Here is a 25,508-nt window from a genome sequence, read left to right as displayed (position 1 = left end):
CAGGAATATGCGAAATTTTTCAGAACTGTGGAAAAATATGCATTTGTTATTATCCCAAAATACTTTTTTTAACTTTTTTAAATGAGGAATTTCAAAATCTGAATAATATAGATTTTTATTTCACATAAACAGCAAATGCACTTTTAGAAATTAATTTTCCGAAAGTTGTCAATTGCATTTTATTTTCTTTTGCCAATTTTTCAAAATCAGATTCATAACCTTGTGCAATTGCAACTAATAGTCCACCGCTTGTTTGTGGATCGCAAAGAATATGTTTTTTATAAATATCTAATCCATCAATTTTTTCTCCATAGGAATCATGGTTTCTATTTGTGCCTCCGGGAATACATTTATTTTCTAAATAATAATCTAAAATATCTTTTTCAATCGTTGGTACTTTATCAAAATAAATCTCTGCACTTATATTACTTCCTTCACACATTTCGGTTAAATGACCAAGCAAACCAAAACCCGTAACATCAGTCATTGCTTCTACAAAATTTTGCTTTCCTAATATTTCACCAAACGTGTTTAAGTGCATCATGCTATCCGGTGCAATAGTTTTATGTTCTTCTTTTAAAAGATTTTTTTTCTGTGCTGTTGTCAAAATACCTACACCAATTTTTTTTGTGAGATATAAACTGCAACCCACACTTGCACCCGAATTTTTTTTCAGATTTTCTATATCAATAATTCCTGTTACTGCTAATCCAAAAACAGGCTCAGGACAATCAATACTATGTCCTCCGGCAAGTGGAATATTTGCTTGTGCACATGCTTTGCGTGCGCCTTCTAAAACCTCGCTAGCATACTTAGATTCTACTTTATCAATAGGCCAACCGAGAATTGCAATTGCCATAATTGGCGTGCCACCCATTGCATAAATATCACTGATTGCATTTACTGAAGCTATTGTTCCGAATTGTTCCGGGTCATCAACAATAGGCATAAAAAAATCCGTAGTAGAAATAATTGCTCTACCATTTCCAATATCATAAACAGCGGCGTCATCTTTTGTTTCGTTGCCTACAAGTAATTGTGGAAATAATTGTTGTTTGGAAACGGAAGATAAAATTTGATCCAAAAGTTTGGGTGAAATTTTACAACCACATCCGGCACCATGAGAATATTGTGTGAGTTTAATTGATTCAGTCATTCAATAAATTTTCGTGAAATTACATTTGTAAAAGCTGAAAAGAGAAATACAGATTTATTTCTTTTGCTTCAACGCAGCTTTAGCCAAATTTTCTTGCATACGATATTTTACAATACGCTCAATCAGTTTTTTAGGTAGAGGCTTGTCCAAAGGAAATTGTACAGCACCTTTACTGTGTTTATATTTTTCAATTTCTTCTTTAAATGCATCTAAGCCGGAAGGGGCAGGATAGAAACCAATATGATTTTTGTATGCTGCAAAATGCACCAGATTACTTTGCAGATAAAATGTGGGCATACCATAACTTATTTTTTCTGTTGCTTTGGGTGCATATTGTTTTATAATGGTATATATTTCTTGTAATTTTTCTTGTGTTGTTACAGGAAATTGAGAAATGTATTCGGAGATGTTTGAAAATGTTTGCATTGTGTTATAAAATTAAAATTTAATAAAACTAATCATCCCTAAAATTAAAATCTACCAAAGTTTATTATTTGATAAAAACAACAGCCTTTTGTAAAATCTATTCAAAAAATAAGAATGCTACTAATTCAATACTTACCTTTCAAAAAAAAACCTATGCCTACTACCCGTCGTGATTTTATGCGGATAACCGGACTCGCCGGTGCTGCATCTCTTTGGCCTTTCGGCAAACTATCTGCACAAACTTCCGGAGGTTGTGTATTAATTCCAACAGAAACAAAAGGTCCTTTTCCTTTGGACCTTACTGACAATCCTTTTTATTTGCGCACTGATGTCCGTGAAGATCGTGATGGTGTGCAATTAAATCTAAAAATTAGAATTTTAGGTCAGGATAATTGCGAGCCATTTCCAAATGTGCGTGTCAATATTTGGCAATGTGATAAGGATGGAAATTATTCGGGTTATGGAAGTGAATCAGCATTTACTTATTTGCGTGGATATCAAATTGCGGATGCGAATGGAGAAGTAAATTTTATAACCATTTTTCCGGGTTGGTATCCCGGTCGCACTTGTCATATTCATTTTCAAGTGTATGTAAATTCTTCTTATGCAGCTATCTCTCAACTCACCTGGAATCATGAAGAAAAAAATGCATTGTTAAATGATTATCCTGCAATTTATACAGAAGGCGTTGACCCTGTAACACCTGTTGCCGATGGTGTATTTGCAGATGGATATTTGTATCAACTCGCCTCATTAACCACAGACATTTCTCCGGATAAATTTAATTCTTATATAGAGGTGACTGTGAAAGGAGATGGAACAACAGGCTATTTGGAAATGCAATCAGAAAAATATATTAGCGTAGGTCAAAACATGCCCAATCCTGTAAATACATCCACTGTAATTCCATTCCAATTACAAACTCCTGCAGAAATAGATTTGGAGATATGGAATATAAATGGACAAAAAATTTTCACCTTGCCACAGGGCATTATTCAAGCAGGAAAAAACAATATTGAACTCACGGATATTGTACAACAATTACAACCGGGTAATTACATATATCAATTGAAAATAAAGTCAAATAAAATAATTTGTTCACCACCGATGGTGATGACTGTAATTTAATTCTCTAAAAAATTTAATAATAAATTGTTGATTGCAATTGCATATTTGTTTTTAAAAATGCAGAACAAGTTGCAGCAATATTTTCCGGTTGTAATGAATCAAATTGTAAGTGATGAATAGTTGCTTTATTTCGGCTACTCAATCCATGTGCATACGTTTTGTCATAATAGGTTAGCACTTTTTCTGTTGCATCCGCTAAGTTTCCATTACGATACAATTCTAATGTTTCTTTATAATGTTGCCCACCCAATCTCTTTGTAATTTTTTGTAATGCAGATTCAATTTCTTCCGCCGGATATTTACCATAATGACTCACCAAAAATGCAATGCGTTCTTTAATGGGAATATCAAGAAACACTACATGTGCTCTTCGCATAGAGAACCAGATTATTTCGGGAATAAATACAGTTCCTATTAAATGACTTTCATCTTCCAACCAAATATATTTTTGCAAATTACATTTCCGCAATTCTTCAAATAAATTATTTTCAAACTGCTCGGTGGAAGGTTGTAGTTGTTCACCCAATGCACCAAATGCACTGCCTTTATGATTTGCCAAAGCTTCCATATCTATTACCTGTTCCCCTTGCTGTTTTAAAAAATGCAGCACTTCTGTTTTTCCACTTCCTGTTTTTCCACCCAGTATTACAAAAGGAAAAGGATAATTAAAAAAATTCTGAATTTCTCTTCTATAACTTTTATATCCGCCATTAAGCACAAGCGTATTTATTCCGGCAAAGTCAAATAAAGTAGCCATACTCTTACTGCGCATTCCACCTCTCCAACAATGAATAAATAAGGTATTATTTTTTGCAATTGCTTTCGCTTCCCGAATGAACATACTGAGTTTTTTTCCTGCTAAATCCAATCCTGTTTCAATCGCTTTTGTTTTACTTTCTTGTTTATAAATAATACCCACCGTCTTTCTTTCTTCATCATTAAACAATGGAATATTGATTGCTCCCGGAATATGTGCATGATTAAACTCTGCAGGTGAACGCACATCTATTACAGGAATATCAGATGCATTTAATAAAGTATATATATCACATTCTTTTATCACACTGTAAATGTATTGCGAAAATAGTTGTGCTGATTTAAATTGAACTTAACATCTTTGAGATGTATTTGTAAAATGCATGCATAACATATTTTTTATACTATTCCTGATTTTAAATCAAATGACACAAGCACAAATAACAACCGGCGTGTGGCGTGCCGAATTAGAAACGCCAGGAGGTCCACTTCCTTTTAATTTTGAAATAAGCTTAACTACAAATGGATATGCATTTGCTTTGCATAACGGCGATGAATTATTATCTACTGCAGAAGTAACGGTTGATGATAACACACTTTATGTGAATCTGCCGGTTTTCAATTCATCTATTAATGCAGAAATATCTTCAGATTATAACAATTTATCAGGTTGGTTTCATGATTATTCCAGAGGAAGCAAATATGCAATTCCCTTTACAGCAAAGGCCCGTGAAAGTTATCGCTTCTTGAAAAATCCAGACTCCGCACAATTTAATATCAGTGGAAAATGGAATACACAATTTAAAACTGCTGACCAAAGTTATCAGGCTGTTGGTGTTTTTACACAAACCGGAAATCTATTGAATGGAACATTTCTTACCGCTACTGGCGACTATCGTTATTTGCAGGGTGATGTTTCAGGTAATCAATTTTTTCTCTCCACTTTTGATGGTGCACATGCGTTTTTATTTACAGGCAATATTGAAAATGATAGTACATTATCGGGAAAATTCTTTAGTGGAAATCATTGGCAGGAAACTTTTTCTGCCGATAAAAATGATACCATCCAATTACCCGATCCAAATACACTCACATATCTAAAAGACGGATACGATTCTTTTAATTTTTGTTTTCCAACTGCAACAGGAGATACCATTTGCAGCAGCGATAAACAATTTCAAAATAAAGTAGTCATAATTCAAGTTATGGGAACATGGTGTCCCAATTGTATGGATGAGACCGCTTATCTCGCAGAGCTGTTTCAAAAATATAATTCGCAAGGATTGGAAATCGTAGCTCTTGCCTTTGAAAAAGAAACAGATCAAACTGCTGCTTCAAAAAATTTTGGAAGATTGCGCAAACAATTTGGAATTACTTATCCAATTTTATTAGCAGGTAGCAGTAAAAAATTAGAAGCTTCTAATGCATTACCTATGTTAAATGCTGTAATTGCCTACCCTACTTTAATTGTTTTAGACAGAAATAAACAAGTAGTTTTTATCCATACGGGCTTTAATGGCCCTGCCACCGGAGATTTATATTCCGCATTTTCAAAAGAATTTCAACAAAAAATTCAGCAACTTTTAAATTGAATTCCATTGGAACTTTGATTAAAAAAAGCATCGTTCTATCTTTGCGGCTCGATTGACCGATGGTGTAACTGGCAACACATCTGATTTTGGTTCAGAGGAGTCTAGGTTCGAGCCCTAGTCGGTCAACAGAAAAAGTCCCGGAAATAGCCGGGATTTTTCATTTAAACTTATTGGATACACAATGTTTTTCTATCTTTGCACCTCTTATTTCAACCTTGACAAATGGTAACTAACGATGTAAAGCTGTTTTCCGGAACCACTTCAAGGTATTTGAGTGAGAAGATTGCAGATTACTATGGTCAGCCATTAGGTAAAATGCAAGTGGATAGATTTAGTGATGGTGAATTCCAGCCGAACATTTTAGAATCTGTAAGAGGTAGTTATGTGTTCTTTATTCAATCTACGTTTTTTCCGTCTGACAATCTGATGGAATTATTGCTGATGATAGATGCCGCTAAAAGAGCTTCTACATCTTATATCACCGCAGTGATTCCTTATTTTGGATTAGCAAGACAGGATCGCAAGGATAAACCCAGAGTTTCAATCGGGTCAAAATTAGTGGCTGAATTACTTACAGCTGCTGGTGCAAACCGTATTATTACTATGGATTTACATGCGGATCAGATTCAGGGATTTTTTGATATTCCTGTTGACCATCTCAATTCAACGGCCATATATGTGCCTTATATTGAGGAGAATTTAAATCTGGAAAATGTAGTCTTTGCCTCTCCTGATGTGGGCAGTACAAAGCGCAATCGTAAATACGCTGTGCATTTTAATACTGAATTAGTTATTTGCGACAAGTTCCGAAAGAAGGCAAATGAAATAGCGGGAATGACGGTGATAGGAGATGTAAGCGGTAAGGATGTGATAATGATTGATGATATTGTGGATACGGGAAATACATTAGCCAATGCTGCTTCAATTATGCTGGACAAAGGAGCTAAATCGGTGCAGGCATTTTGTACTCATCCTGTTTTATCGGGTAAGGCGTATGAAACAATTGAAGCTTCAAAACTTAAGCAATTAGTAGTTACGGACACAATTCCGTTAAAAAGAGAAAGCGAAAAAATAACTGTTCTTTCATCAGCAAAACTGTTTGCAAGAGCAATAAGAAATACACACGAACACAGATCAATAAGTTCGTTGTTCATAAACAATTAAAAAAAAGATACGATGCAAACGATACACATCGAAGGAAACAAAAGAGAAGCAATTGGAAAATCATCTTCCAATGCAAGCCGCAGAAATGGAATCATACCATGCGTAATTTACGGTCAGGGAGAAACAATACACTTAGAAGTAAGTGAGAAAAACTTGCAACCAATTATTTATACTCCAAACGCTTATAAAATAATTATGGATGTAGATGGTAATTCTTACGACACCGTATTGCGTGAAGTGCAAACTCATCCGGTTACAGACAAATTATTACATGTAGATTTTTTCCGATTAGGCGAAGGAAAAAAAGTTACTATCACTATCCCTATTAAATTAGAAGGAAGTTCTAAAGGTGTAAGAGAAGGTGGTAAATTATTTCAAAAAATTCGTAAGATCGAGGTCAAAGGATTTCCGGAAAATTTAGTAGACAGTATTGTGATTGATGTTACCGAATTAGAAGTAGGCAATAGCATTCGTATCGGTGATATTCAATTGAATAACCTGGAAGTAATTGGAGCTCCTGCTATACCGGTGGTTTCCTGTAACTTGTCAAGGGCTATGAAAGGTGCTGCTGATGCTGCTGCAACTGCCACTACGGCTGCTACTCCTGCGGCAAAAGTAGAAGCCCCTAAAAAAGCAGAAACAAAATAATTATTCAATAGTTAACATACTTGAAGCGAAGGTGCAGATTTGTACTTTCGCTTTTTTAATTTACAGGAATTAACAGCAATGATATATTTAATTGCAGCATTGGGAAATATAGGATTGGAATATGCTAATACCCGGCATAATGCAGGCTTCTTAATTGCTGATGCTATTGCAAGGAAACACAATGTAGTTTTTAAAGACGAGCGTCTTGCAGCAAAAATAGAATTCAGAATTAAAAATAAAATACTGCATGTAATCAAGCCAACCACATATATGAATTTGAGCGGCAGAGCTGTAAAATATTGGATGGATACATTACAAATTCCCACTGAAAATTTATTGGTAATAACCGATGATATCAATTTACCTTTTGGCAAATTAAGAATTCGTACAAAAGGCTCTCATGGTGGTCATAATGGATTGGCAAGTATTCAGGATTTGATTGGCACAGCAGATTATAGCAGATTAAGATTTGGCGTTGGAAATAATTTCACTACTGGTCGTCAGGTAGATTATGTTTTAGGCCAATGGAGTAATGAAGAAAAAAAAGAATTAGAATTTTATATAAAAATTGCAGGTGAAGCAGTGGAGGAATTCGCACTTGCCGGACCTGCAATTACAATGAATAAATTTAATACCTGATTTATTAAACGTCTTTGGGGCGCACATTCAGCACCACTATATATTTATCGGTAAAATTTAATTGTTCATCAATATCAAATGATTTAAATAAACCTACTCGTATTTCTAAATCCTCAAATCCTTCAGGATTATCTTTGGGAAATAATTGCATCATTGCCATATACACACTCTGAGTTCCGTCACTTTCTACAATATCCATTTCACAACAATCAAATGTGAAAAGTGAAACGATAAAAGATAATCCGGAATAAATATCCCTTGCTTGAGTGGAATCCGGATATTCGGCAAATACAGAAACATAAGTAAGCTTATTACCCTGAGTAATTGTTTCAGAAAAATAACTTTCCAATTCTTCAGGTAGGCTAATGCGGGAATTATATATTTGTGAAGACCCTTCTTCTTTAGGTCTTGCATCACCCAATAGATTTTTAAAATTATTGGGATAATCACTCACTACCTGATCAAGTACAGTATTGAATTCAATTATAAAATTTAATAACTCATCATCCTCACCTTCTTCTTGAGCCATAGTTGGGGTGCTAAGAAAAAGAGTAGAGACCATAATTAAAGAAGTGTAAAAGAGTGTGGTGCTTTTCAATAAGAGTTTCATTTTGTTTTTTATTTGATTGAGAATAAAGACGCAATGCTATTAATGTACGTTGCGCCCACTTTATTGTTTGCCCCTAAATCTATGGATAGTTTTGTCTTCGCCTGTCAAATAGTACCTTTGTCGCCCAATGAAAATTTTTTGTGTAGGAAGAAATTATAGTGCGCATGCTAAGGAATTAAGCCATGCGATTCCGGATGCTCCGGTTATTTTCATAAAGCCGGCTACGGCTATGTTAAAAGGAAACGAATTTTATTTTCCGGAATTTACAAATGATCTGCATTACGAATGCGAATTGCTGTTTCGTATTTGCAAAAATGGAAAACATATTGATGAAAAATTTGCCTACAGATATATTGATGCGGTGACCGCAGGAATTGATTTTACCGCCCGAGATTTACAATCAAAGCAAAAAGAAAAAGGCTTACCATGGGAAATTGCAAAAGCTTTTGATAACTCCGCAGTAGTGGGCGATTGGAATGCAATAAGCAACGAATCAGATTTTTCAAACATCAACTTCTCAATGAAGAAAAATGAAGTAATCGTGCAGAAAGCAAACAGTTGTGAAATGTTATTCGGCATTCCAACAATAATACATTATATATCTTCCTTTTTTACCTTACAACTAGGTGATATCATTTTTACAGGAACACCTTCCGGTGTCGGTCCCGTAAATAAAGGAGATGTACTTACAGGATTTTTAGAAGATAAAAAAGTTTTTGAAACACGGGTGAAATAATCCTAATAATGGAGCAACAGAAGGTATTGGAAAAAATAGATAAACAAATATTGGTGAAAGCATATACCCTTATGTACACCAGTAAAATATTATGCGATTTATTTAATGAGAACCGGCAGATATGTTATTATGTGCATGCAAACAGCCGAGGTCATGAAGCAATTCAACTGGCAACTGCGATGCAATTAAAAGCGGCGGATTGGGCAAGTTTATATTATCGGGATGATGGTTTTCTTTTGGGTATGGGATGGAAACCAGAAGAATTTCTGATGCAATTAATTGCTAAAAAAGATGATCCGTTTTCCGGCGGTCGCAGTTATTATAGTCACCCATGTTATAAAGGAAAAGAGAAGCCACAGATGATACATCAATCATCGGCAACAGGTATGCAGGCTATTCCAACAACAGGAATTGCACAAGGCATTAAGTACATGACTAAACAGGGTTTGTTGGATACGGCTTCAGAAAATCCTATAGTAATTTGTTCTATTGGCGATAGTGCAGTTACAGAAGGTGAAGTATCAGAAGCATTGCAATTTGCAGTGCTGCATCAATTGCCAATTATTTATTTAGTACAGGATAATGATTGGGGTATTTCAGTAACCAGTTCCGAATCCAGAACTATGGATGCTTATGAATTCGCAGCGGGATTTAAAGGTTTGAAACGAGTGCAGGTAAACGGCAGTGATTTTATAGAATGCTGGCAAACTATGCAACAGGTAATTGGTGATGTGCGAGTAAATCGTTCGCCTGTTTTGGTACATGCGAAAGTGCCATTGCTAAATCATCATACTTCCGGAGTGCGCATGGAAATGTATCGTACGGAAGAAGATCTTGAAGAACATCGCAGCAGAGATCCACTTCCATTGTTGATGGAAATATTATTGGAGAATGGAATTTCAATGGATGAGCTGGAAGCTCTGGAAAAACATACTGAAGAAATTACACGACAAGCATTTCAAAAAGTAGTAGAGGCTGAAGAACCTGATCCGTTGGAAGTGGAACTGCATGAATTTGCGCCTTCACCCATAACAGACGAACAGGGAATTCGTGAGCCGCAAGGTGCCGAACTACTTATTATGGTAGATGCCGCACTTCATGCCATGCAGGATATTTTAGAGAAACATCCCGAAGCATTATTTTATGGGCAAGATGTGGGTGGCAGATTAGGCGGTGTATTTCGTGAGGCTGCAAATCTCGCACAGAAATATGGTCAACATCGGGTATTTAATACTGCAATTCAAGAGGCATATATTGTTGGTTCTACAGCCGGTATGAGTGCTGTTGGTGCAGTACCAATTGTAGAAATTCAATTTGCCGATTATATATGGCCGGCTATGAATCAATTGGTAAGTGAAATTTCTAAATCCTGTTATCTAACCAATGGCAAATGGCCGGTAAATAATATTATTCGTGTACCGATTGGTGCTTATGGTTCCGGAGGCCCTTATCATAGTGGTTCTATCGAATCATCTATCACAGCAGTAAAAGGAATTAAAGTAGTTTATCCTTCCAATGCTGCCGATATGAAAGGATTATTAAAAGGTGCTTTTTATGATCCGAATCCTGTAATCATGTTCGAACATAAAGGATTGTATTGGAGTAAAGTTCCGGGAACACAAGCAGCGAAATCTCCTGATCCGGGAAAAGATTATATTGTTCCTTTAGGCAAGGCAAGAATATTTCAGCATGCGGATGAAGAAAAAATAAATGCAGGTGAATCTTGCGTAGTAATTACCTATGGCATGGGTGTGCATTGGGCGCTAAATGCATCTAAAAAATTCCCCGGACAAGTGGAGATTTTAGACTTGCGAACTTTGTCACCTTATGATTGGGAAGCAATTGAGCAATCTGTTAAGCGACATAACAAATGTTTTATACTTACTGAAGAACCATTGATGAATTCATTTGCTCAAGCAATTGCAGGAAGAGTAGGTTCTGAATGTTTTAAATATTTAGATGCGCCGGTTCAAATGTTGGGTGCAAAAAACCTACCTGCTGTTCCACTAAATACAGGTTTGGAAAAAGCCATGTTACCAAATGTAAATTTGGTAGAAGAAAAACTTGAAGCATTGCTTAATTGGTAAAATTAATTTTCTTTAAAAATAGAATGCCGGTTATAAATTATAACCGGCATTTTTTATAATTTACTATTTCTTAAAATTATTTATTCAAGAATAAGTTGCTTTAAAATAATTCCATTCTCTGTTTGCAGTTTTAAAAAATAATTTCCTGCTTGTGGTTGTGTAATGGTTATTTGCCAATTATTATTATCTGAATTGGTTGCAGTATAACTTACAGATTGCCCTAAAGTATTTATTATTTGAATATCAGCTAACTGCATTGGAATAGGTGAATGCACAATAAAAGTTGCGGTTGTAGGATTTGGATATATTTGAACCGCATCTGCAAACACATCTTCAATCGCTGTTGAAATTCCAATTGTTTTACATTCTTCATCACTGCCTGCTGCATTGCTTGTAGTTAAGCAAACAATATATTCTCCGGCTGCTGCAAAAGTATGAGATGGACTTGCATCTGTAACTAAAACACTACCATCACCAAAATTCCAACTCCATGATGCAGGAGAATTTAAACTTACATCAGTAAAATTTACAGTAAGTCCGATTGCAGAAAAAGTATAATTTGCAATAGGTGCCAATACCGCACTTGCAATAACTACCGAGCCGCAATATGTACCCGAACCCAAAGCATTCGAAGCAGTAAGACAAACATTATAAGTAGCATTTGCCAAATAGCTATGTGTTGGATTTTGAAGAGTACTGCTTCCACCATCTCCAAAATTCCATGACCATGATGTGGGATCATTGGCAGTTAAGTCAGTAAATGTAACTAAAGGATCACCTGTACTTGACCAGAACGCTTCGGGAGATGAAGGCAATGCTATTTCCATACAAAAGGTATTTGATCCATAAGGATTGCTCACTGTTAAACATGCAGTAAAACTTCCGCCACTTGTATAAATATGTGTTGGGTTTTCAAAATCACTTGTTGTTCCATCACCAAAGTCCCAGAAATAACAATTGAAATTATCTGTAGATGTATTTGTAAATGCAACACTTGGTGCAGTTACAATAGAAGTAAAAGATGCTGTTGGCAATAGCGGAATAAAATCTGATTCTTCAAATGCCTGATAATAAATATAATTAGTATCAATAGGATCAAACTCACCTGCAACAGTTCCCGGTTGTCCATCTTCCTGCCAGATAGCATGCACTTTTCCATCATACACTCTATCGTTAACAAACAAATAAAAATTTTCTCTGTCGAGTTCAGCGGTGTTAGTCAAATTATTTGGTGCGCTCCATGTTGAACCACCATCATCGGAATACATTCCAAAAATATCTCTGCGAGATTGCGCAGAAAAATTTAATGGATCATCAAATAAATCAGTGTATTCAATTTCCATGGTATAGAGTAAATATATTCTTCCCGTTGAAGGATCCCAGGCAGCTGCAGGTGTTGTAGTAACTCCCGCAAAACGATAAGTAGATAGAAGAGCACCTATTCCTGCATTTGGATCATCAGCACAATCATCATTATTCCAATCCATAATTGTTTCAATTTTTTCCGCTGCATCCATTCCTGTTTTCCAATGCCATAAACCCCAATCTTTTTTATCATAAGTATAAGAAAATGCCCCTGTCGCACTATACATTCCGGTATATCCAGCAAACACATGCAAGGTGCCATCGTCTTCCATAATCATATCAATATAACCATCATTAGTTTTAATTGTATCCATAACTCCATCACTATCAATATCCGAAATTTCTGTTCCGGTATAGGAGTCAAAAGGAAAATCAATAATTATTTCATAATCCCATGAACCATCATTGCCATAATCATCAGAGTGCAATAAAACTAAATCTGTATTTGGCATACCGAATAATACATACACATCGGCACCATTCACTTTTATCTGATAAGTTTCTGCAGCAGTTGTACTACCCGTATTCAGTGCAGGAAAACCATAATCAGCAGTTAAATAAGGTAACGTATAATTTAAAACAGCCCATGTATTTCCACCATCATCCGAACGGGAAAAATAAATTGCAGATGGTGGATTTGCATTAGCATGCACCACATAAATATCATCCGTACCGACAGGGCATTCGGCCATTGGCCAATAACCTTCTACTAAATAAGAACCATCTAATTCTGTCCATGTTGTTCCACCAATTTCATCGTTCGCATATAAATTCATGGTTGGTGGTGCAGAGCCATTATGCGCTAATACAACTTCATGATCTTCTACAGTAATTAATTCGCCAAAACCAGTTTTTATTTCGTCTACTCGCACTGTAGGTAATGCACCCCATGCACTTCCATCATAATGATTAAAAAACATTCCTCTGTCTGCCCAGGTAGTTCCTGAGACGTAATCTACTGAGCCTGTCCAGATGGTAGAAATACTTCCATCATCATACACTTTAATTCGGTTTTTTGCACCATTATTAGTTTGCACATCATAAGATGTTTTTCCAATAATTGTTTGAGATTGCAAATCAATTAATAAGGTGATTGCAAATAGGAGGAGTAAAATTTTTTTCATATTCTATTTTTTTTGTTGATTGATTTTGATATAATATTACATATAACTAATATCAAAAACAACAATGTTTTTAATTTTCAAATTAAACATAATTGAAATTGTAACTTTGAATTGCTGATAATTTTATCCTGCCTATAACAGGACACTAAATTTCAAAATATGTCTTACTTACATAATCGCATCTCACACAAGGAGTTGAAACAACAACTGCTTAGTGAACAGGAAACACGCATTACAATTTCTTTTTATCAATATTTTTTTATTGAAGATCCCTTATTGCTGCGCAATGAATGGTTTCAATCGCTGACTGAATTAAATGTGTTCGGCAGAATTTATATGGCACAAGAGGGAATAAATGCACAAATCAGTGTACCTAAAACAAATTTCGAAAAACTGCGCACTTATATTTATTCGCATTCACAATTAAATAATATCCGATTAAATATTGCAGTGGATGATAATGGAAAATCTTTTTGGGTACTGAAAATTAAAGTGCGAGAAAAGATTGTAACAGACGGAATTGCTGATCCTGAATTTGATATGCGCAATAAAGGCAAGTATGTAAATGCAGAAGAATTTAATGCTATCACACAAGACCCTGAAACAATTGTGGTGGATATGCGCAATCATTATGAATATGAAGTAGGCCATTTTGAAAATGCAATTGAAATACCCTCCGATACTTTTCGTGATCAATTGCCAATGGCAGTAGAAATGTTGCAGGATAAAAAAGATGCAAATATTATTATGTATTGCACCGGTGGTATTCGCTGTGAGAAAGCAAGTGCATGGATGTTGCACAAAGGATTTAAAAATGTATTTCATTTAGAAGGTGGTGTAATTCATTATTCTAATACTATTAAAGAAAAAAATATTGACAATAAATTTATCGGGAAGAATTTTGTGTTTGATGATAGACTTGGAGAGCGAATAAGTGATGCAGTAATTTCAAAATGTCACCAATGCGGAAAACCATCGGACACACATACTAATTGTGTAAACCCTGCTTGTCATTTATTATTTATTCAATGTGAGGAATGCGCAAAAATATATGAAGGATGTTGCGGCATTGAATGCAACACAGTAATACATTTACCCGAAGAAGAACAAATAATTATTCGCAGAGGAATTGATAAGGGACGAAATATATTTAATAAATCAAAAGCGAGATTACGACCTAAACTTTTTCCCCCTTCAAATTAAATTACAATTAAAAACCTGCTGATTTACAACATAGCAATCGAAATTGCTTTTCATTGAATGAAATTTACACATGCAAATACTTGTAATAGAAGATGAACCTAAAGTAGCCTCCTTTTTAAAAGAAGGTTTAATTTCCAGCGGATATGAAACCGATGTAGTGTTTGATGGAGAGATGGGAAAAAAAATGATTCTGCAAAATAATTATGATGTAGTTATCATGGATATAATTATTCCGTATATCAATGGAATAGAATTATGTAAACAAATTCGTGAAGTAAAACCGATGTTGCCGATTTTAATGCTTACTGCATTAGGTACAATGGAAGATAAAATTGCAGGCTTTGATGCAGGCGCTGATGATTATTTATTAAAGCCATTTGAATTTGCAGAATTACTTGCACGCATTAAAGCGCTTTCAAAAAGAAATAAAGGTGTAAATGAAACATCCAACACGCTTCAGGTGGGTGATCTGGTTTTAAACTTAGATAAAAAACATGCAGTACGTGAAGGGAAAATTATTGAGCTTACTGCAAAAGAACTTGGCTTACTTGAATATCTTATGAGGAATAAAGGCCGTGTAGTTTCCCGCATAGCTATCTCAGAAAAAGTATGGGATATAAATTTTGATACAGGTACCAATGTGGTGGAAGTATATATTAATATTCTTCGAAAAAAAATTGATAAAGATTTTGAAAATAAAATGATTGTTACCCGTATTGGTTTGGGATATATGCTAAAAGAAGATTAGTATGCAAATCAGGCAGCGACTATCTAATCAGTTTATTTTTATCGTATTTATTATTCTGCTGCTGTTTTCAATTGCCATTTATATTTTATCTGCAAATTATCGAAAAACTATTTTTTATGAACGCATTGAATCCAAAGCACAAAATGTTGCTAATCTGCTTTTAGAAGTGGATGAAATAGATGCTGGTTTGTTGCGCAAAATTGAAAATGCAAATCCGATAACATTACCCAATGAAAACATTATCATTTTTAATTATCTGAATGATACACTGTTTTCATCTCCCGATAATGTTGCATTACAAATTGATCAAACTTTGATAGATAATATTCGTTTGGAAGGAGAAATTAAATTTAATCAAGGCGAATATGAAAACATCGGTTTTCTTTTTACAAGTCGTTATGATCGGTTTGTTGTAATTGCGGGAGCAATTGATGTGTTTGGTAAACAGCGATTGCTTTATCTGCGCAATGTGCTGATAATTGCATTCAGTACTTTTTTAATCGTACTAATTTTTGTAGGCAATCTGTATGCACGTCAGGCACTGCGCCCAATATCAAATGTAATTAAGCAAGTAAAAAATATTTCAGCAAGCAGTATGAACCTGCGATTAAATGAAGGAAACAGCAATGATGAAATTGCGCAGTTATCCTCCACCTTTAATCAAATGCTGCACAGACTAGAAACAGCCTTTAGTATTCAGAAAAATTTTATTGCAAATGCTTCCCACGAAATGCGTACACCATTAACTTCTATTACAGGTCAATTAGAAGTGTTGTTGTTACAAAATCGAAGTACCGAAGAATATAAGAAAACAATTATTTCAGTATTAGAAGATATTAAATTAATGAACCGCACATCAGATAGATTATTGATGTTGGCGCAAGCAAGTTCAGAAGTTACACAGTCCACTTTATTACCTGTGCGCATAGATGATATCATCTGGAAAGCACGCAGCGAATTATTAAAATATAATCCTGAATATAATTCTATTGTAGTATTGGATGAAAGTTTAGATGCAACACAAATGGTAATTGCAGGAAACGAAATATTACTAACTACAGCAGTTGTAAATCTGATGGAAAACAGTTGTAAGTATTCTGAAAACAAAGAAGCACATTTGGAACTGAAACCACTGCAAAATAAAATACAATTATTATTTACTGATTCAGGAATAGGAATTATTAAATCGGATTTAAAAAATCTTACACAACCATTTTACCGTGGGAAAAATATTGGCAATAGAAAAGGTCATGGTATTGGTTTATCTATAGTAGAAAGTATTATAAAAATCCATTCCGGCGAAATGACAATTACTTCCGAGCTGGGAAAAGGCACACAAATAAAAGTATTGCTGCCACTTGCAATAAATTAAGCCCTTTTTAATTCGTATTTAATTACAACTTTATTTATGTAGTGCAATTTTGCTTTATTCATTTCACTATTTAATTCCATTAGTATGAAAATTAAAATGTCGAAAGCAGCTATTCAGGCCGCAATAGCAACCACAGTAGTTGCAGTATCCGTAACATGGGCAATCATGCTGAACGGAACAAATCACTCGCTTCAAGATTTGCTGAATACAACAAAGCTTGAAAAAGAAAAAATGCTATCGGAAAAAATTACCGTTGAGAAAGAATTAAAAAATTCATTATTTGCATTGGAAGAATTAAAAGGCAAGAATGCAGAAATGGATAAATCAATTGCAGTGTTACAAGAGGACATTTCAAAAAAAGAAACTGCATTAAAAAATATTTCTTTCACCAATAAAAAAGCCTTGGATAAAGAATATGCAAAATTGCAGGATATAAAAAAGGAGATGGAAAAAAATCTCGCCGATTTTAATAGTAAAACAGCAGCGTTGCAGTATAATATAGAATCCTTATCAGATGATAATGCGATGCTAAATAAAACTATTGCAATGTTGGAAAATGAAAATTCTGATCTCAGAAGTAATTTAACGCTTGTACAGAGCATGGCGGCTGATAAATATTTGATTGAATCCAGCAAAGGGAAAAAAGATAAGCAGACAATTTCTGCAAAGAAAACAGACAAAATACAAATCAGCTTTGCTATCCCGGAATATCTGAATATTGATTTAAGATGTACCATCACCACACCTGATGGAAAAGTAATAAGCAGTAATCTTGATAAAGGATTCAGTTTTATAAATACCACTGAAGATGAATTATATGCAAGTTTATATTTTACAGGAAGTAATTTGCATCAGGCCCAAAATATTAAAATGATTTACAGCCCTACATCTAAATTAAAACCGGGTATTTATGATATTGATATTTATGGCAATAAAGTGCATTTAGGAAATTGTAAAATACGATTGAAATAAGATTTTAAATTCAAGATTTTTTATGCGCAGTCCTCCATGGCTTTTGAGTTAGTGGAGGGCTGTTGCATTTATATACATTCATAAAAAAGTGAATACACATTTTATATTTAGTAGTGGCATCTAATTTTTTATCTTTGCCGCCATAACATAATTAAGATGCCATATTTATTTACGTCCGAATCAGTGAGTGAAGGACATCCCGATAAAATTGCCGACCAGATATCTGATGCATTAGTTGATAATTTTCTAGCATGGGATCCAGACTCAAAAGTTGCTTGCGAAACATTGGTTACAACTGGCCAAGTGGTTTTAGCAGGTGAAGTAAAAAGTAAAACATATTTAGATGTGCAGGAAATTGCACGTGAAGTTATACGCAAGATAGGATATACAAAAAGTGAGTATATGTTTGAAGCAAATTCCTGTGGGATTTTATCTGCAATTCATGAACAAAGTCCCGACATAAATCAAGGTGTAGAAAAGCAAGATAAAAAAGAGCAAGGTGCCGGTGATCAGGGGATGATGTTTGGTTATGCAATTAATGAAACTTCTGATTTAATGCCCTTGGCTTTAGATCTTTCTCATCGCTTATTATGGGAACTCGCTCAAATAAGAAAAGAAGGTAAGGTGATGACTTATTTACGACCTGATGCAAAGAGCCAGGTAACAATTGAATACGATGATAATAATAAAGCGAAGCGAGTTCATACATTAGTGATTTCAACGCAGCATGATGATTTTATTAAACCTGCAAATAATTCCGAAGCTGCTAAAAAAGCAGCAGAGAAAAAGATGCTGGAAAAAATTTATGCAGATGTAAAAGAATATTTGATTCCACGCACTGTAAAAAAACTTTCCAAACCTGTTCAAAAATTATTTGATAAAAAAAATATTTTGCATGTTAATCCAACCGGTGTATTTATAATTGGTGGCCCGCATGGTGACAGTGGTTTAACAGGAAGAAAAATTATTGTAGATACTTATGGTGGAAAAGGCGCACATGGTGGCGGTGCTTTTAGTGGTAAAGATCCTTCTAAAGTAGATAGATCAGGAGCTTATGCTGCAAGGCATATTGCAAAAAATATGGTTGCTGCCGGTGTATGCGATGAGGTTTTAGTACAAGTAGCGTATGCCATTGGTGTTGCAAAACCGGTGAGCTTGCATGTGAATACATATAACTCTGCAAAAGTAAAAATGAATGACGGAGATATTAGCGAAATGATTTCACAACTATTTGATATGACTCCTTATGCAATTGAAAAACGATTTAAACTGCGTACACCTATTTATGCAGAAACTGCTGCATATGGTCACATGGGACGAACTCCGCAAACTGTAACTAAGATTTTCAAGAAAATGGATAACGGTATAGAAAAGGAAAAGACAATTGCAGTTGAACTGTTTCCATGGGAAGAAACAGTTAAATACAAATCTGCAATCAAAAAGGCTTTTAAAATTAAATAAGGAGTAATAAAATCTATCCGAGGTAGGTTTTAAGAAAATTACTTGTAGTAGTTTTTCGTAATCTGCGAATTGCTCTTTCTTTTATTTGACGTACACGTTCTCGAGTAAGATCAAATTTCTCCGCTATCTCTTCTAACGTAAAAGGTTGATTACCATTTAATCCAAAATATGCTGCAACAATTTCAGCTTCACGAAATGATAATACTTTTAATGCACGACTAATTTCTCCACGCAAAGAATCATTGATGAGTTCTTTATCCGGATTGGAATTTGAATCTTTATCCATTAAAAAATCAATCATAGTTCCTTCTTCATCACTGTTGATTGGTGCATCCATACTTATATGTTTAATATGCCCATATCTGATATCTTTCAAATCGCTATCCTTCAACTCTAATATTTCTGCAAGCTCTTCCAGAGTAGGTTCTCTTTCCATTTCCTGTTCTAATGAATGGGCTAATCTATTCAGCTTGGTGTAACTACCAATTTTATTTAATGGCATACGCACTAAACGTGATTGCTCCACTATTGAAAGCATAATACTTTGTCGTATCCACCACACTGCATAGGAAATAAATTTAAATCCTTTGGTTTCATCAAACCGCTGAGCGGCTTTTATCAAACCAACATTGCCTTCATTGATAAGATCTGAAAGTGATAAACCCTGACCTTGATATTGTTTTGCAACAGAAACTACAAAGCGCAAATTTGCTTTTGTTAGTTTTTCTAAAGCTAACCTATCCCCTTCACGAATGCGTTTTGCTAATATTACTTCTTCATCTGCAGTGATCAATTGAATTTTACCGATATCGGTTAAATATTTTTCAAGAGAATCAGATTCTCTCGCAGTAATTGAAGCAGAAATTCTTAATTGCCTCACAGTAGTTTTTGTTTAAATGGTTAAGTTAAACTGAGGTGCTACGATAAAGATAAATAAAAATTACGGGCATTGTAGAAATTTTCCACAATGCCCGTATCTAAGTAAATACAATTTATTTTTTATTCCGCTCTTGGCTCTACTTTTTGTGGTGGACGTTCTAATAATACTTTTCTTGATAAGCGGAATTTTCCAGTTTTTTTATCTACTTCAATTAATTTCACTTTCAACATATCTCCTTCTTTAAGAATCCCATCTAATGATTGTAATCTCTGCCAGCTTATTTCTGAAATATGTAATAAACCTTCTTTGCCCGGTAAGAATTCTACGAATGCACCAAACTCTACAATTTTTTTCACCTTGCCTTCATACACTTCATCTACCTCGGGAATTGCAGTGATACCTTTAATTCTTGCTCTTGCTTTTTCAATACTTTCTTTATTCGGTGATGCAATATCAATTACACCGTGATCACCTACTTCTTCAATATTAATTGTACAGCCTGTTTCACGCTGCATCTCCTGAATTATTTTTCCGCCTGGTCCGATTACAGCACCAATATATTCACGAGGAATAATTATTTGTTCAATACGAGGCACGGTTGGTTTAAAATCTGCTCTTGGTTCTGACATCGTTTTTGCCATTTCACCAAGAATATGAAGTCGTCCACGTTTTGCTTGTAATAATGCTTCCTTTACTACTTCGTAATTTAATCCATCAACTTTAATATCCATTTGCGTTGCAGTAATTCCATCTGCAGTTCCTGTAACTTTAAAATCCATATCACCTAAATGATCCTCATCGCCAAGTATATCAGAAAGAATTGCATATCGACTCATTCCTTTTTCAGAAATTAAACCCATCGCAATACCCGCAACTGCCTTTTTTACTTTAAGTCCGGAATCCATTAATGCAAGTGAAGCAGCACAAACCGTTGCCATTGATGATGAACCATTTGATTCTAAAATATCAGATACAATACGGATTGTATAAATATTATCTTCTGGTAAAATATATTTTACTGCACGCATTGCAAGGTTGCCATGACCTACTTCTCTTCTGCCGGTGCCACGCATTGGTTTTGCTTCCCCAGTTGAAAAAGGAGGGAAATTATAATGCAATAAAAATTTTGATTCACCTTCGAAAACAACACCATCAATTAATTGTGCATCTAACTTTGTTCCCATTGTTACAGTAGTTAGTGATTGTGTTTCACCTCTTGTAAAAATTGCAGATCCATGTACTGATGGTAAATAATCCACTTCACTCCATATTGCACGCACTTCATCTAATTTTCTTCCATCTAATCGCTGACGATCAGTAAGAATCATTTCACGTATTACATCATATTGCAAATCACCATAATACTTTTTTGCAAATTTTGATTTTGCATCACGCACATCTTCCGGAAAAGTTTCTATATAATCTTTTATGATAGTTTTAAAAGCGGCACTACGATCATGTTTTGAACTTTTTGAATAAGCAACAGCTTTTACTTTTTCACGCAAATCATTATTTAATTGCTCACGCACTTCTTCATCATGATTTTCATGATTATAAACTCTCTTTTCAGTTTTGCCTGTTGCTTGAGTCAATTCATTTAGCACAGCGCATTGAATTTTTATATTCTCGTGAGCAAACTTTATTGCTTCCAGCATATCCATTTCATCCACCTCTTTCAATCCACCTTCCACCATCATAATATTATCAATGGTTCCTGCAACAATAATATCAATATCACTTTCACTCATTGAAGAGAGAACAGGATTTGCAACAAACTTTCCATCAATACGACCGACTCTTAATTCAGATACAGGTCCGTTAAACGGAATATCAGATACTGCTAAAGCAGCGGCGGCAGCCAAACATGCAAGTGCATCCGGTAATATATTTGGATCCAATGAAATTAACGTAACTAATACTTGTGTTTCTGCATGATAATTTTCAGGAAACAGCGGACGCAATGCACGATCAATTAATCTGCTGATTAATATTTCATATTCCGAAGGTCTTGCTTCACGTTTTAAAAATCCACCGGGGAATCTTCCCGCAGCGGAATAACTCTCACGATAATCAACAGTCAGTGGCATAAAGTCAACATCTTCTTTTGCTTCTTGTGCTGAAACAACTGTAGCCAATAACATTGTACCACCTTGACGTACAACAACGGAACCGTCGGCCTGCTTTGCTAACTTGCCGGTTTCAATCTCTATAATTTGTCCGTTGCTTAATTCAATTTTTTTATTAATAATATTCATTGTAAATAATAATAGGTTGATTAATAAAAAAAGGCTATGCTTTTAACTAATCTGCATAGCCCCTCTTCGTTTGCTTTTCTTTTATCGTCTGATTCCGAGCTTCTCAATTAATGCCCTGTATCCTACAATATCATTTTTCATCATATAGTTGAGGAAACGGCGTCTTTTACCAACCAGCATCAGTAAGCTGCGCTTGGTAGCATGATCTTTTTTATTCACTTTCAAGTGCTCTGTTAAATGATTGATGCGCTCGGTAAATAATGCAATTTGGGATTCTACTGATCCACTATTGTTTTCAGAACCACCGTGTTCTTTAAAAATTGCTTTCCGCTTTTCTGCTGTTATTGTAGCCATGTAATTCTATTCTATTTAAGGACGGCAAAGATAGGTAAGAAAGGTGGAAATAAAAAGATATTAATAGATAGATGTAAGGGTCATTCTAATTGTGAGGAAAGGCCTAGTTTAATTTCTAAAATAGCTAAGCAGTTTGATAATTTCCTCTTTTAGTTTTTTTCGTTCTACAATCAAATCAAGAAAACCTGTTTCCAATACAAATTCACTTTGTTGAAATCCTTTAGGCAAATCTTTCTTGATTGTTTCCTTTACCACTCGTGGTCCGGCAAAACCTATCATAGCTTTTGGCTCTGCCATATTAATATCTCCCAGCATAGCATAACTTGCCGTAACTCCGCCTGTTGTAGGATCCGTACATAAAGAAATGTATGGCAGTTTATGTTTACTAAGTAAGGTGAGTTTCGATGACGTTTTCGCCATTTGCATCAATGAAAATCCACTTTCCATCATACGGGCACCACCGGATTTAGATATGATAATAAATGAAGATTTTGTTTTTATAGCATGATCAATTCCTTTACTTATGCGCTCTCCAACCACAACACCCATTGAACCTCCTATAAACTCAAAGTTCATACATGCAATTGTTACAGGGTGCCCATCCATATCACCGTATCCAACACTGATGGCATCTGTATAACCTGATTTTTCATAAGCATCCTTTAGCCTTTGTTCATAAGGCTTGAGGTCAACAAATTTGAGTGCATCCTTAGAAATGATATTTTCAAAAAGTAATTCGTACTTTCCTTCATCAAATAGAAAAGAAAAATATTGTTTGGAACCAATTCGACCGTGATAACCACAATTGGGGCAACACCATAAATTATCCTCGTGGGCTTTTACGGTGGTGGTTTTTTTACATTCAGGGCATTTATACCAAATGCCTTCAGGTGTATCAATCTTTTCTTTGGTAGAAGTTTGAATTCCCTCTTTTTTCCTGTTAAACCAACTCAAGGTGATTCTTATTTAATTTCTCCTCAGCAAAAATGCATGCGGGGAGAGCAAATGTATAAAATAATTTTTCTGCTAATCAGGCTATAGTTACATCATTACTTAGGTAAACATCTTGAATGGCATTTAATATAGTTACCCCTTCCTGCATCGGGCGTTGAAAAGCTTTACGACCACTGATAAGTCCCATACCTCCTGCTCTTTTATTAATAACCGCAGTGGTAACAGCCTCCGCCATATCAGATGCACCGGATGAAGCACCGCCGGAATTAATCAACCCGGCTCTACCCATATAACAATTGGCAACTTGATAGCGACAAAGGTCAACAGGATGATCGGTTGTTAATTCAGAATAAATGCGTTTATCATTTTTACCATAAGGAGATTCCTTGCTGTTTAAAGCTAAATAACCACCATTATTTTCAGGCAATTTTTGCTTGATAATATCCGCTTGAATGGTTACGCCTAAATGATTAGCCTGGCTGGTAAGGTCAGTCGAAACATGGTAATCTTTATCTTTCTTAAACTCAGGGTTGCGCAGGTAACACCAAAGTATTGTAGCCATTCCCAGCTCATGTGCTATTTCAAAAGCTTTGCTTACTTCCTGTATCTGTCGAGTAGAATTATCAGAACCAAAATAAATTGTTGCTCCAACAGCAACTGCGCCCATATTCCATGCAGACTTAATGGAAGCAAACATGATCTGATCAAATTTATTCGGGTATGTCAAAAATTCGTTGTGATTAATTTTTACGATAAATGGAATGCGATGCGCATATTTTCTAGCCACTATTCCCAACCCTCCAAATGTACTTGCCACAGCATTGCAGCCACCCTCTATACTCAACTTCACAATATTTTCCGGATCAAAATACAAAGGGTTTGCAGCAAAGGATGCACCTGCGGAGTGTTCAATTCCTTGATCTACAGGCAAAATAGATAAATATCCTGTGTTTGCAAGGCGACCATTGCCAAACAAGGATTGTAAACTACGCAACACTTGCGGATTGCGATCACTATTCATCCATACTCTTTCGATAAAATCAGAACCGGGTAAATGCAATGATTCTTTTGAAATAGTATTGCATGTATGATTCAGCAGGTATTCTGCTTTATCTCCTAAAAGACTACTGATATTATTTATAGACATAATGAGTGTTTTAAATTTTTGATTATCGCAAATATAAGAATGCTGTTTTCGGAATCACAAGAAGTATCAGCCATTTGCCTGCTGACCTGTATTTCTGGTAACAATTGTAAAAGCAAAATTTGGCCCTTTTCCAAGTTTATAGGCCATAGTAGTCCAAAGATTTGCAAGACTTTCCAGCATGGGCGCATTTTCCAATCCACCCACATCCACCACTGTAAATCCAAGTTCTTCAGCAAGTTGCGTTACCACTTCTTTTGAATTTTTTTCATTCCCGCAAATAAATGTTTCTATGGGCAATCCATTGTAAATTGGATTGCTAAGATTTGCAGAACCTGTAGTATTAAAAGCCTTTACAATATTATCATTTCCTGTCCAGGCTTGTATAGCTTCCGCAGCCGAATCAAAAGGATCTGTTGCTACTGAAATAGGATTGGTAGCATCAATAATTATTTTATCATCCCATTCAATGTTGATTGCCTTTATCACATCATCCGCAATGCCAAATGGCAATGCAATTAAAATAACTTCTGCATCATTACAAGCTTCCTGAAATCCATTCACCTTAGCACCTGTTTCAATAGCATTCCATGCTTTCTGACTTTGTGTATCTCTAACTCCAAAAGTTATTTCATGACCTTTCTTCAGCCATTTAATACCTGCTGCTAATCCAATATTACCGGCTCCAAGAATTGCTATGCGCATATAATTATTTTAGTAAAAAAATGCAGCAG

23 protein-coding genes and 1 tRNA gene are annotated in these 25,508 nt (G+C 35.1%); 13 read left to right on the top strand and 11 right to left on the bottom strand.

Going from position 1 to position 25,508, the window contains the following annotated elements; genetic code table 11:
* Positions 1–115 precede the first annotated feature (115 nt).
* A complete protein-coding gene (gene selD, locus IPN31_00325) occupies positions 116–1,156 on the bottom strand; it encodes a selenide, water dikinase SelD (GenBank protein MBK8680365.1) in 1,041 nt (346 codons plus the stop codon).
* A gap of 54 nt (positions 1,157–1,210) precedes the next feature.
* The gene (locus tag IPN31_00320) at positions 1,211–1,582 is read right to left on the bottom strand and encodes a DUF1801 domain-containing protein (GenBank protein ID MBK8680364.1); all 372 of its coding nucleotides are present in this window, start codon (positions 1,580–1,582) and stop codon (positions 1,211–1,213) included.
* A gap of 153 nt (positions 1,583–1,735) precedes the next feature.
* On the opposite strand from IPN31_00320, the gene IPN31_00315 reads away from it, so the two are divergent.
* Positions 1,736–2,710, top strand: coding sequence for a T9SS type A sorting domain-containing protein (locus tag IPN31_00315; protein ID MBK8680363.1), 975 nt, complete (start codon positions 1,736–1,738; stop codon positions 2,708–2,710).
* 13 nt (positions 2,711–2,723) lie between these two features.
* Here IPN31_00315 and mnmH read toward each other — a convergent pair whose 3' ends face one another.
* Positions 2,724–3,773 (bottom strand): tRNA 2-selenouridine(34) synthase MnmH, encoded by a 1,050-nt coding sequence (gene mnmH, locus IPN31_00310; protein MBK8680362.1) that lies wholly within the window; start codon positions 3,771–3,773, stop codon positions 2,724–2,726.
* A gap of 76 nt (positions 3,774–3,849) precedes the next feature.
* Between mnmH and IPN31_00305 the strand changes: the two genes are divergently transcribed.
* From IPN31_00305 to IPN31_00285, 5 genes are all read left to right on the top strand, one after another.
* Complete coding sequence (locus IPN31_00305; protein ID MBK8680361.1) at positions 3,850–5,058, top strand: TlpA family protein disulfide reductase; 1,209 nt, start codon at positions 3,850–3,852, stop codon at positions 5,056–5,058.
* A 53-nt stretch (positions 5,059–5,111) separates the two neighbouring features.
* A tRNA-Gln gene (locus tag IPN31_00300) sits at positions 5,112–5,184 on the top strand.
* A gap of 96 nt (positions 5,185–5,280) precedes the next feature.
* The gene (locus tag IPN31_00295) at positions 5,281–6,222 is read left to right on the top strand and encodes a ribose-phosphate pyrophosphokinase (protein ID MBK8680360.1); all 942 of its coding nucleotides are present in this window, start codon (positions 5,281–5,283) and stop codon (positions 6,220–6,222) included.
* 12 nt (positions 6,223–6,234) lie between these two features.
* The gene (locus tag IPN31_00290) at positions 6,235–6,870 is read left to right on the top strand and encodes a 50S ribosomal protein L25 (GenBank protein MBK8680359.1); all 636 of its coding nucleotides are present in this window, start codon (positions 6,235–6,237) and stop codon (positions 6,868–6,870) included.
* A 78-nt stretch (positions 6,871–6,948) separates the two neighbouring features.
* A complete protein-coding gene (locus IPN31_00285; protein ID MBK8680358.1) occupies positions 6,949–7,509 on the top strand; it encodes an aminoacyl-tRNA hydrolase in 561 nt (186 codons plus the stop codon).
* A 4-nt stretch (positions 7,510–7,513) separates the two neighbouring features.
* Here the strand turns inward: IPN31_00285 and IPN31_00280 are convergent, their stop codons facing one another.
* Positions 7,514–8,038, bottom strand: a complete 525-nt coding sequence (locus IPN31_00280) for a hypothetical protein (protein ID MBK8680357.1) — start codon at positions 8,036–8,038, stop codon at positions 7,514–7,516.
* Between the two features lie 208 nt (positions 8,039–8,246).
* Between IPN31_00280 and IPN31_00275 the strand changes: the two genes are divergently transcribed.
* Positions 8,247–8,855: a fumarylacetoacetate hydrolase family protein gene (locus IPN31_00275; protein ID MBK8680356.1), complete on the top strand. Its 609-nt coding sequence runs from the start codon at positions 8,247–8,249 to the stop codon at positions 8,853–8,855.
* 8 nt (positions 8,856–8,863) lie between these two features.
* Positions 8,864–10,942 (top strand): tungsten formylmethanofuran dehydrogenase, encoded by a 2,079-nt coding sequence (locus tag IPN31_00270; protein MBK8680355.1) that lies wholly within the window; start codon positions 8,864–8,866, stop codon positions 10,940–10,942.
* Between the two features lie 80 nt (positions 10,943–11,022).
* Here the strand turns inward: IPN31_00270 and IPN31_00265 are convergent, their stop codons facing one another.
* Positions 11,023–13,431 (bottom strand): PKD domain-containing protein, encoded by a 2,409-nt coding sequence (locus IPN31_00265; GenBank protein MBK8680354.1) that lies wholly within the window; start codon positions 13,429–13,431, stop codon positions 11,023–11,025.
* Between the two features lie 159 nt (positions 13,432–13,590).
* On the opposite strand from IPN31_00265, the gene IPN31_00260 reads away from it, so the two are divergent.
* From IPN31_00260 to IPN31_00240, 5 genes are all read left to right on the top strand, one after another.
* On the top strand, positions 13,591–14,634 hold the full coding sequence (locus IPN31_00260; protein MBK8680353.1) for a rhodanese-related sulfurtransferase: 1,044 nt from the start codon (positions 13,591–13,593) through the stop codon (positions 14,632–14,634).
* Positions 14,635–14,704: 70 nt separating this feature from the next.
* Complete coding sequence (locus IPN31_00255; GenBank protein MBK8680352.1) at positions 14,705–15,382, top strand: response regulator transcription factor; 678 nt, start codon at positions 14,705–14,707, stop codon at positions 15,380–15,382.
* A gap of 1 nt (position 15,383) precedes the next feature.
* Entirely contained in the window at positions 15,384–16,754 is a 1,371-nt protein-coding gene (locus IPN31_00250; protein ID MBK8680351.1) for a HAMP domain-containing protein, read from the top strand.
* An 84-nt stretch (positions 16,755–16,838) separates the two neighbouring features.
* The gene (locus IPN31_00245; protein MBK8680350.1) at positions 16,839–17,726 is read left to right on the top strand and encodes a hypothetical protein; all 888 of its coding nucleotides are present in this window, start codon (positions 16,839–16,841) and stop codon (positions 17,724–17,726) included.
* Positions 17,727–17,882: 156 nt separating this feature from the next.
* A complete protein-coding gene (locus IPN31_00240; GenBank protein MBK8680349.1) occupies positions 17,883–19,187 on the top strand; it encodes a methionine adenosyltransferase in 1,305 nt (434 codons plus the stop codon).
* A 13-nt stretch (positions 19,188–19,200) separates the two neighbouring features.
* Here the strand turns inward: IPN31_00240 and IPN31_00235 are convergent, their stop codons facing one another.
* The 6 genes from IPN31_00235 to IPN31_00210 all read right to left on the bottom strand — a co-directional run bounded on the left by IPN31_00235 (position 19,201) and on the right by IPN31_00210 (position 25,479).
* Positions 19,201–20,067 carry an RNA polymerase sigma factor RpoD/SigA gene (locus IPN31_00235; GenBank protein MBK8680348.1) on the bottom strand — a complete coding sequence of 289 codons (867 nt, stop codon included), beginning with the start codon at positions 20,065–20,067 and terminating at the stop codon, positions 19,201–19,203.
* A 119-nt stretch (positions 20,068–20,186) separates the two neighbouring features.
* Entirely contained in the window at positions 20,187–22,322 is a 2,136-nt protein-coding gene (gene pnp / locus IPN31_00230; GenBank protein MBK8680347.1) for a polyribonucleotide nucleotidyltransferase, read from the bottom strand.
* A gap of 81 nt (positions 22,323–22,403) precedes the next feature.
* Positions 22,404–22,676: a 30S ribosomal protein S15 gene (gene rpsO, locus IPN31_00225; protein ID MBK8680346.1), complete on the bottom strand. Its 273-nt coding sequence runs from the start codon at positions 22,674–22,676 to the stop codon at positions 22,404–22,406.
* Positions 22,677–22,784: 108 nt separating this feature from the next.
* Positions 22,785–23,630: an acetyl-CoA carboxylase carboxyltransferase subunit beta gene (locus tag IPN31_00220; protein ID MBK8680345.1), complete on the bottom strand. Its 846-nt coding sequence runs from the start codon at positions 23,628–23,630 to the stop codon at positions 22,785–22,787.
* Positions 23,631–23,706: 76 nt separating this feature from the next.
* Positions 23,707–24,777, bottom strand: a complete 1,071-nt coding sequence (locus IPN31_00215; GenBank protein MBK8680344.1) for a class I fructose-bisphosphate aldolase — start codon at positions 24,775–24,777, stop codon at positions 23,707–23,709.
* Between the two features lie 66 nt (positions 24,778–24,843).
* Complete coding sequence (locus IPN31_00210) at positions 24,844–25,479, bottom strand: NAD(P)-binding domain-containing protein (GenBank protein ID MBK8680343.1); 636 nt, start codon at positions 25,477–25,479, stop codon at positions 24,844–24,846.
* Positions 25,480–25,508 lie beyond the last annotated feature (29 nt).

The organism is Bacteroidota bacterium (genome assembly GCA_016715425.1).
GTDB lineage: Bacteria > Bacteroidota > Bacteroidia > Chitinophagales > BACL12 > JADKAC01.
Note: the sequence above shows the minus strand (reverse complement) of the source record. Positions and strands in the feature narration are given on the sequence as shown.

Bases quoted from the DNA above. Each gene is read 5' to 3' on its own strand.
- IPN31_00250 (MBK8680351.1), top strand. From the start codon at position 15,384: ATGCAAATCAGGCAGCGACTATCTAATCAGTTTATTTTTATCGTATTT.
- IPN31_00240 (MBK8680349.1), top strand. From the start codon at position 17,883: ATGCCATATTTATTTACGTCCGAATCAGTGAGTGAAGGACATCCCGAT.
- IPN31_00290 (MBK8680359.1), top strand. From the start codon at position 6,235: ATGCAAACGATACACATCGAAGGAAACAAAAGAGAAGCAATTGGAAAA.
- pnp (MBK8680347.1), bottom strand. From the start codon at position 22,322: ATGAATATTATTAATAAAAAAATTGAATTAAGCAACGGACAAATTATA.
- IPN31_00320 (MBK8680364.1), bottom strand. From the start codon at position 1,582: ATGCAAACATTTTCAAACATCTCCGAATACATTTCTCAATTTCCTGTA.
- IPN31_00285 (MBK8680358.1), top strand. From the start codon at position 6,949: ATGATATATTTAATTGCAGCATTGGGAAATATAGGATTGGAATATGCT.
- IPN31_00315 (MBK8680363.1), top strand. From the start codon at position 1,736: ATGCCTACTACCCGTCGTGATTTTATGCGGATAACCGGACTCGCCGGT.
- IPN31_00280 (MBK8680357.1), bottom strand. From the start codon at position 8,038: ATGGCTCAAGAAGAAGGTGAGGATGATGAGTTATTAAATTTTATAATT.
- IPN31_00255 (MBK8680352.1), top strand. From the start codon at position 14,705: ATGCAAATACTTGTAATAGAAGATGAACCTAAAGTAGCCTCCTTTTTA.
- IPN31_00295 (MBK8680360.1), top strand. From the start codon at position 5,281: ATGGTAACTAACGATGTAAAGCTGTTTTCCGGAACCACTTCAAGGTAT.
- IPN31_00270 (MBK8680355.1), top strand. From the start codon at position 8,864: ATGGAGCAACAGAAGGTATTGGAAAAAATAGATAAACAAATATTGGTG.
- IPN31_00245 (MBK8680350.1), top strand. From the start codon at position 16,839: ATGAAAATTAAAATGTCGAAAGCAGCTATTCAGGCCGCAATAGCAACC.
- rpsO (MBK8680346.1), bottom strand. From the start codon at position 22,676: ATGGCTACAATAACAGCAGAAAAGCGGAAAGCAATTTTTAAAGAACAC.
- IPN31_00275 (MBK8680356.1), top strand. From the start codon at position 8,247: ATGAAAATTTTTTGTGTAGGAAGAAATTATAGTGCGCATGCTAAGGAA.
- IPN31_00210 (MBK8680343.1), bottom strand. From the start codon at position 25,479: ATGCGCATAGCAATTCTTGGAGCCGGTAATATTGGATTAGCAGCAGGT.
- selD (MBK8680365.1), bottom strand. From the start codon at position 1,156: ATGACTGAATCAATTAAACTCACACAATATTCTCATGGTGCCGGATGT.
- IPN31_00215 (MBK8680344.1), bottom strand. From the start codon at position 24,777: ATGTCTATAAATAATATCAGTAGTCTTTTAGGAGATAAAGCAGAATAC.
- IPN31_00260 (MBK8680353.1), top strand. From the start codon at position 13,591: ATGTCTTACTTACATAATCGCATCTCACACAAGGAGTTGAAACAACAA.
- IPN31_00305 (MBK8680361.1), top strand. From the start codon at position 3,850: ATGCATAACATATTTTTTATACTATTCCTGATTTTAAATCAAATGACA.
- IPN31_00265 (MBK8680354.1), bottom strand. From the start codon at position 13,431: ATGAAAAAAATTTTACTCCTCCTATTTGCAATCACCTTATTAATTGAT.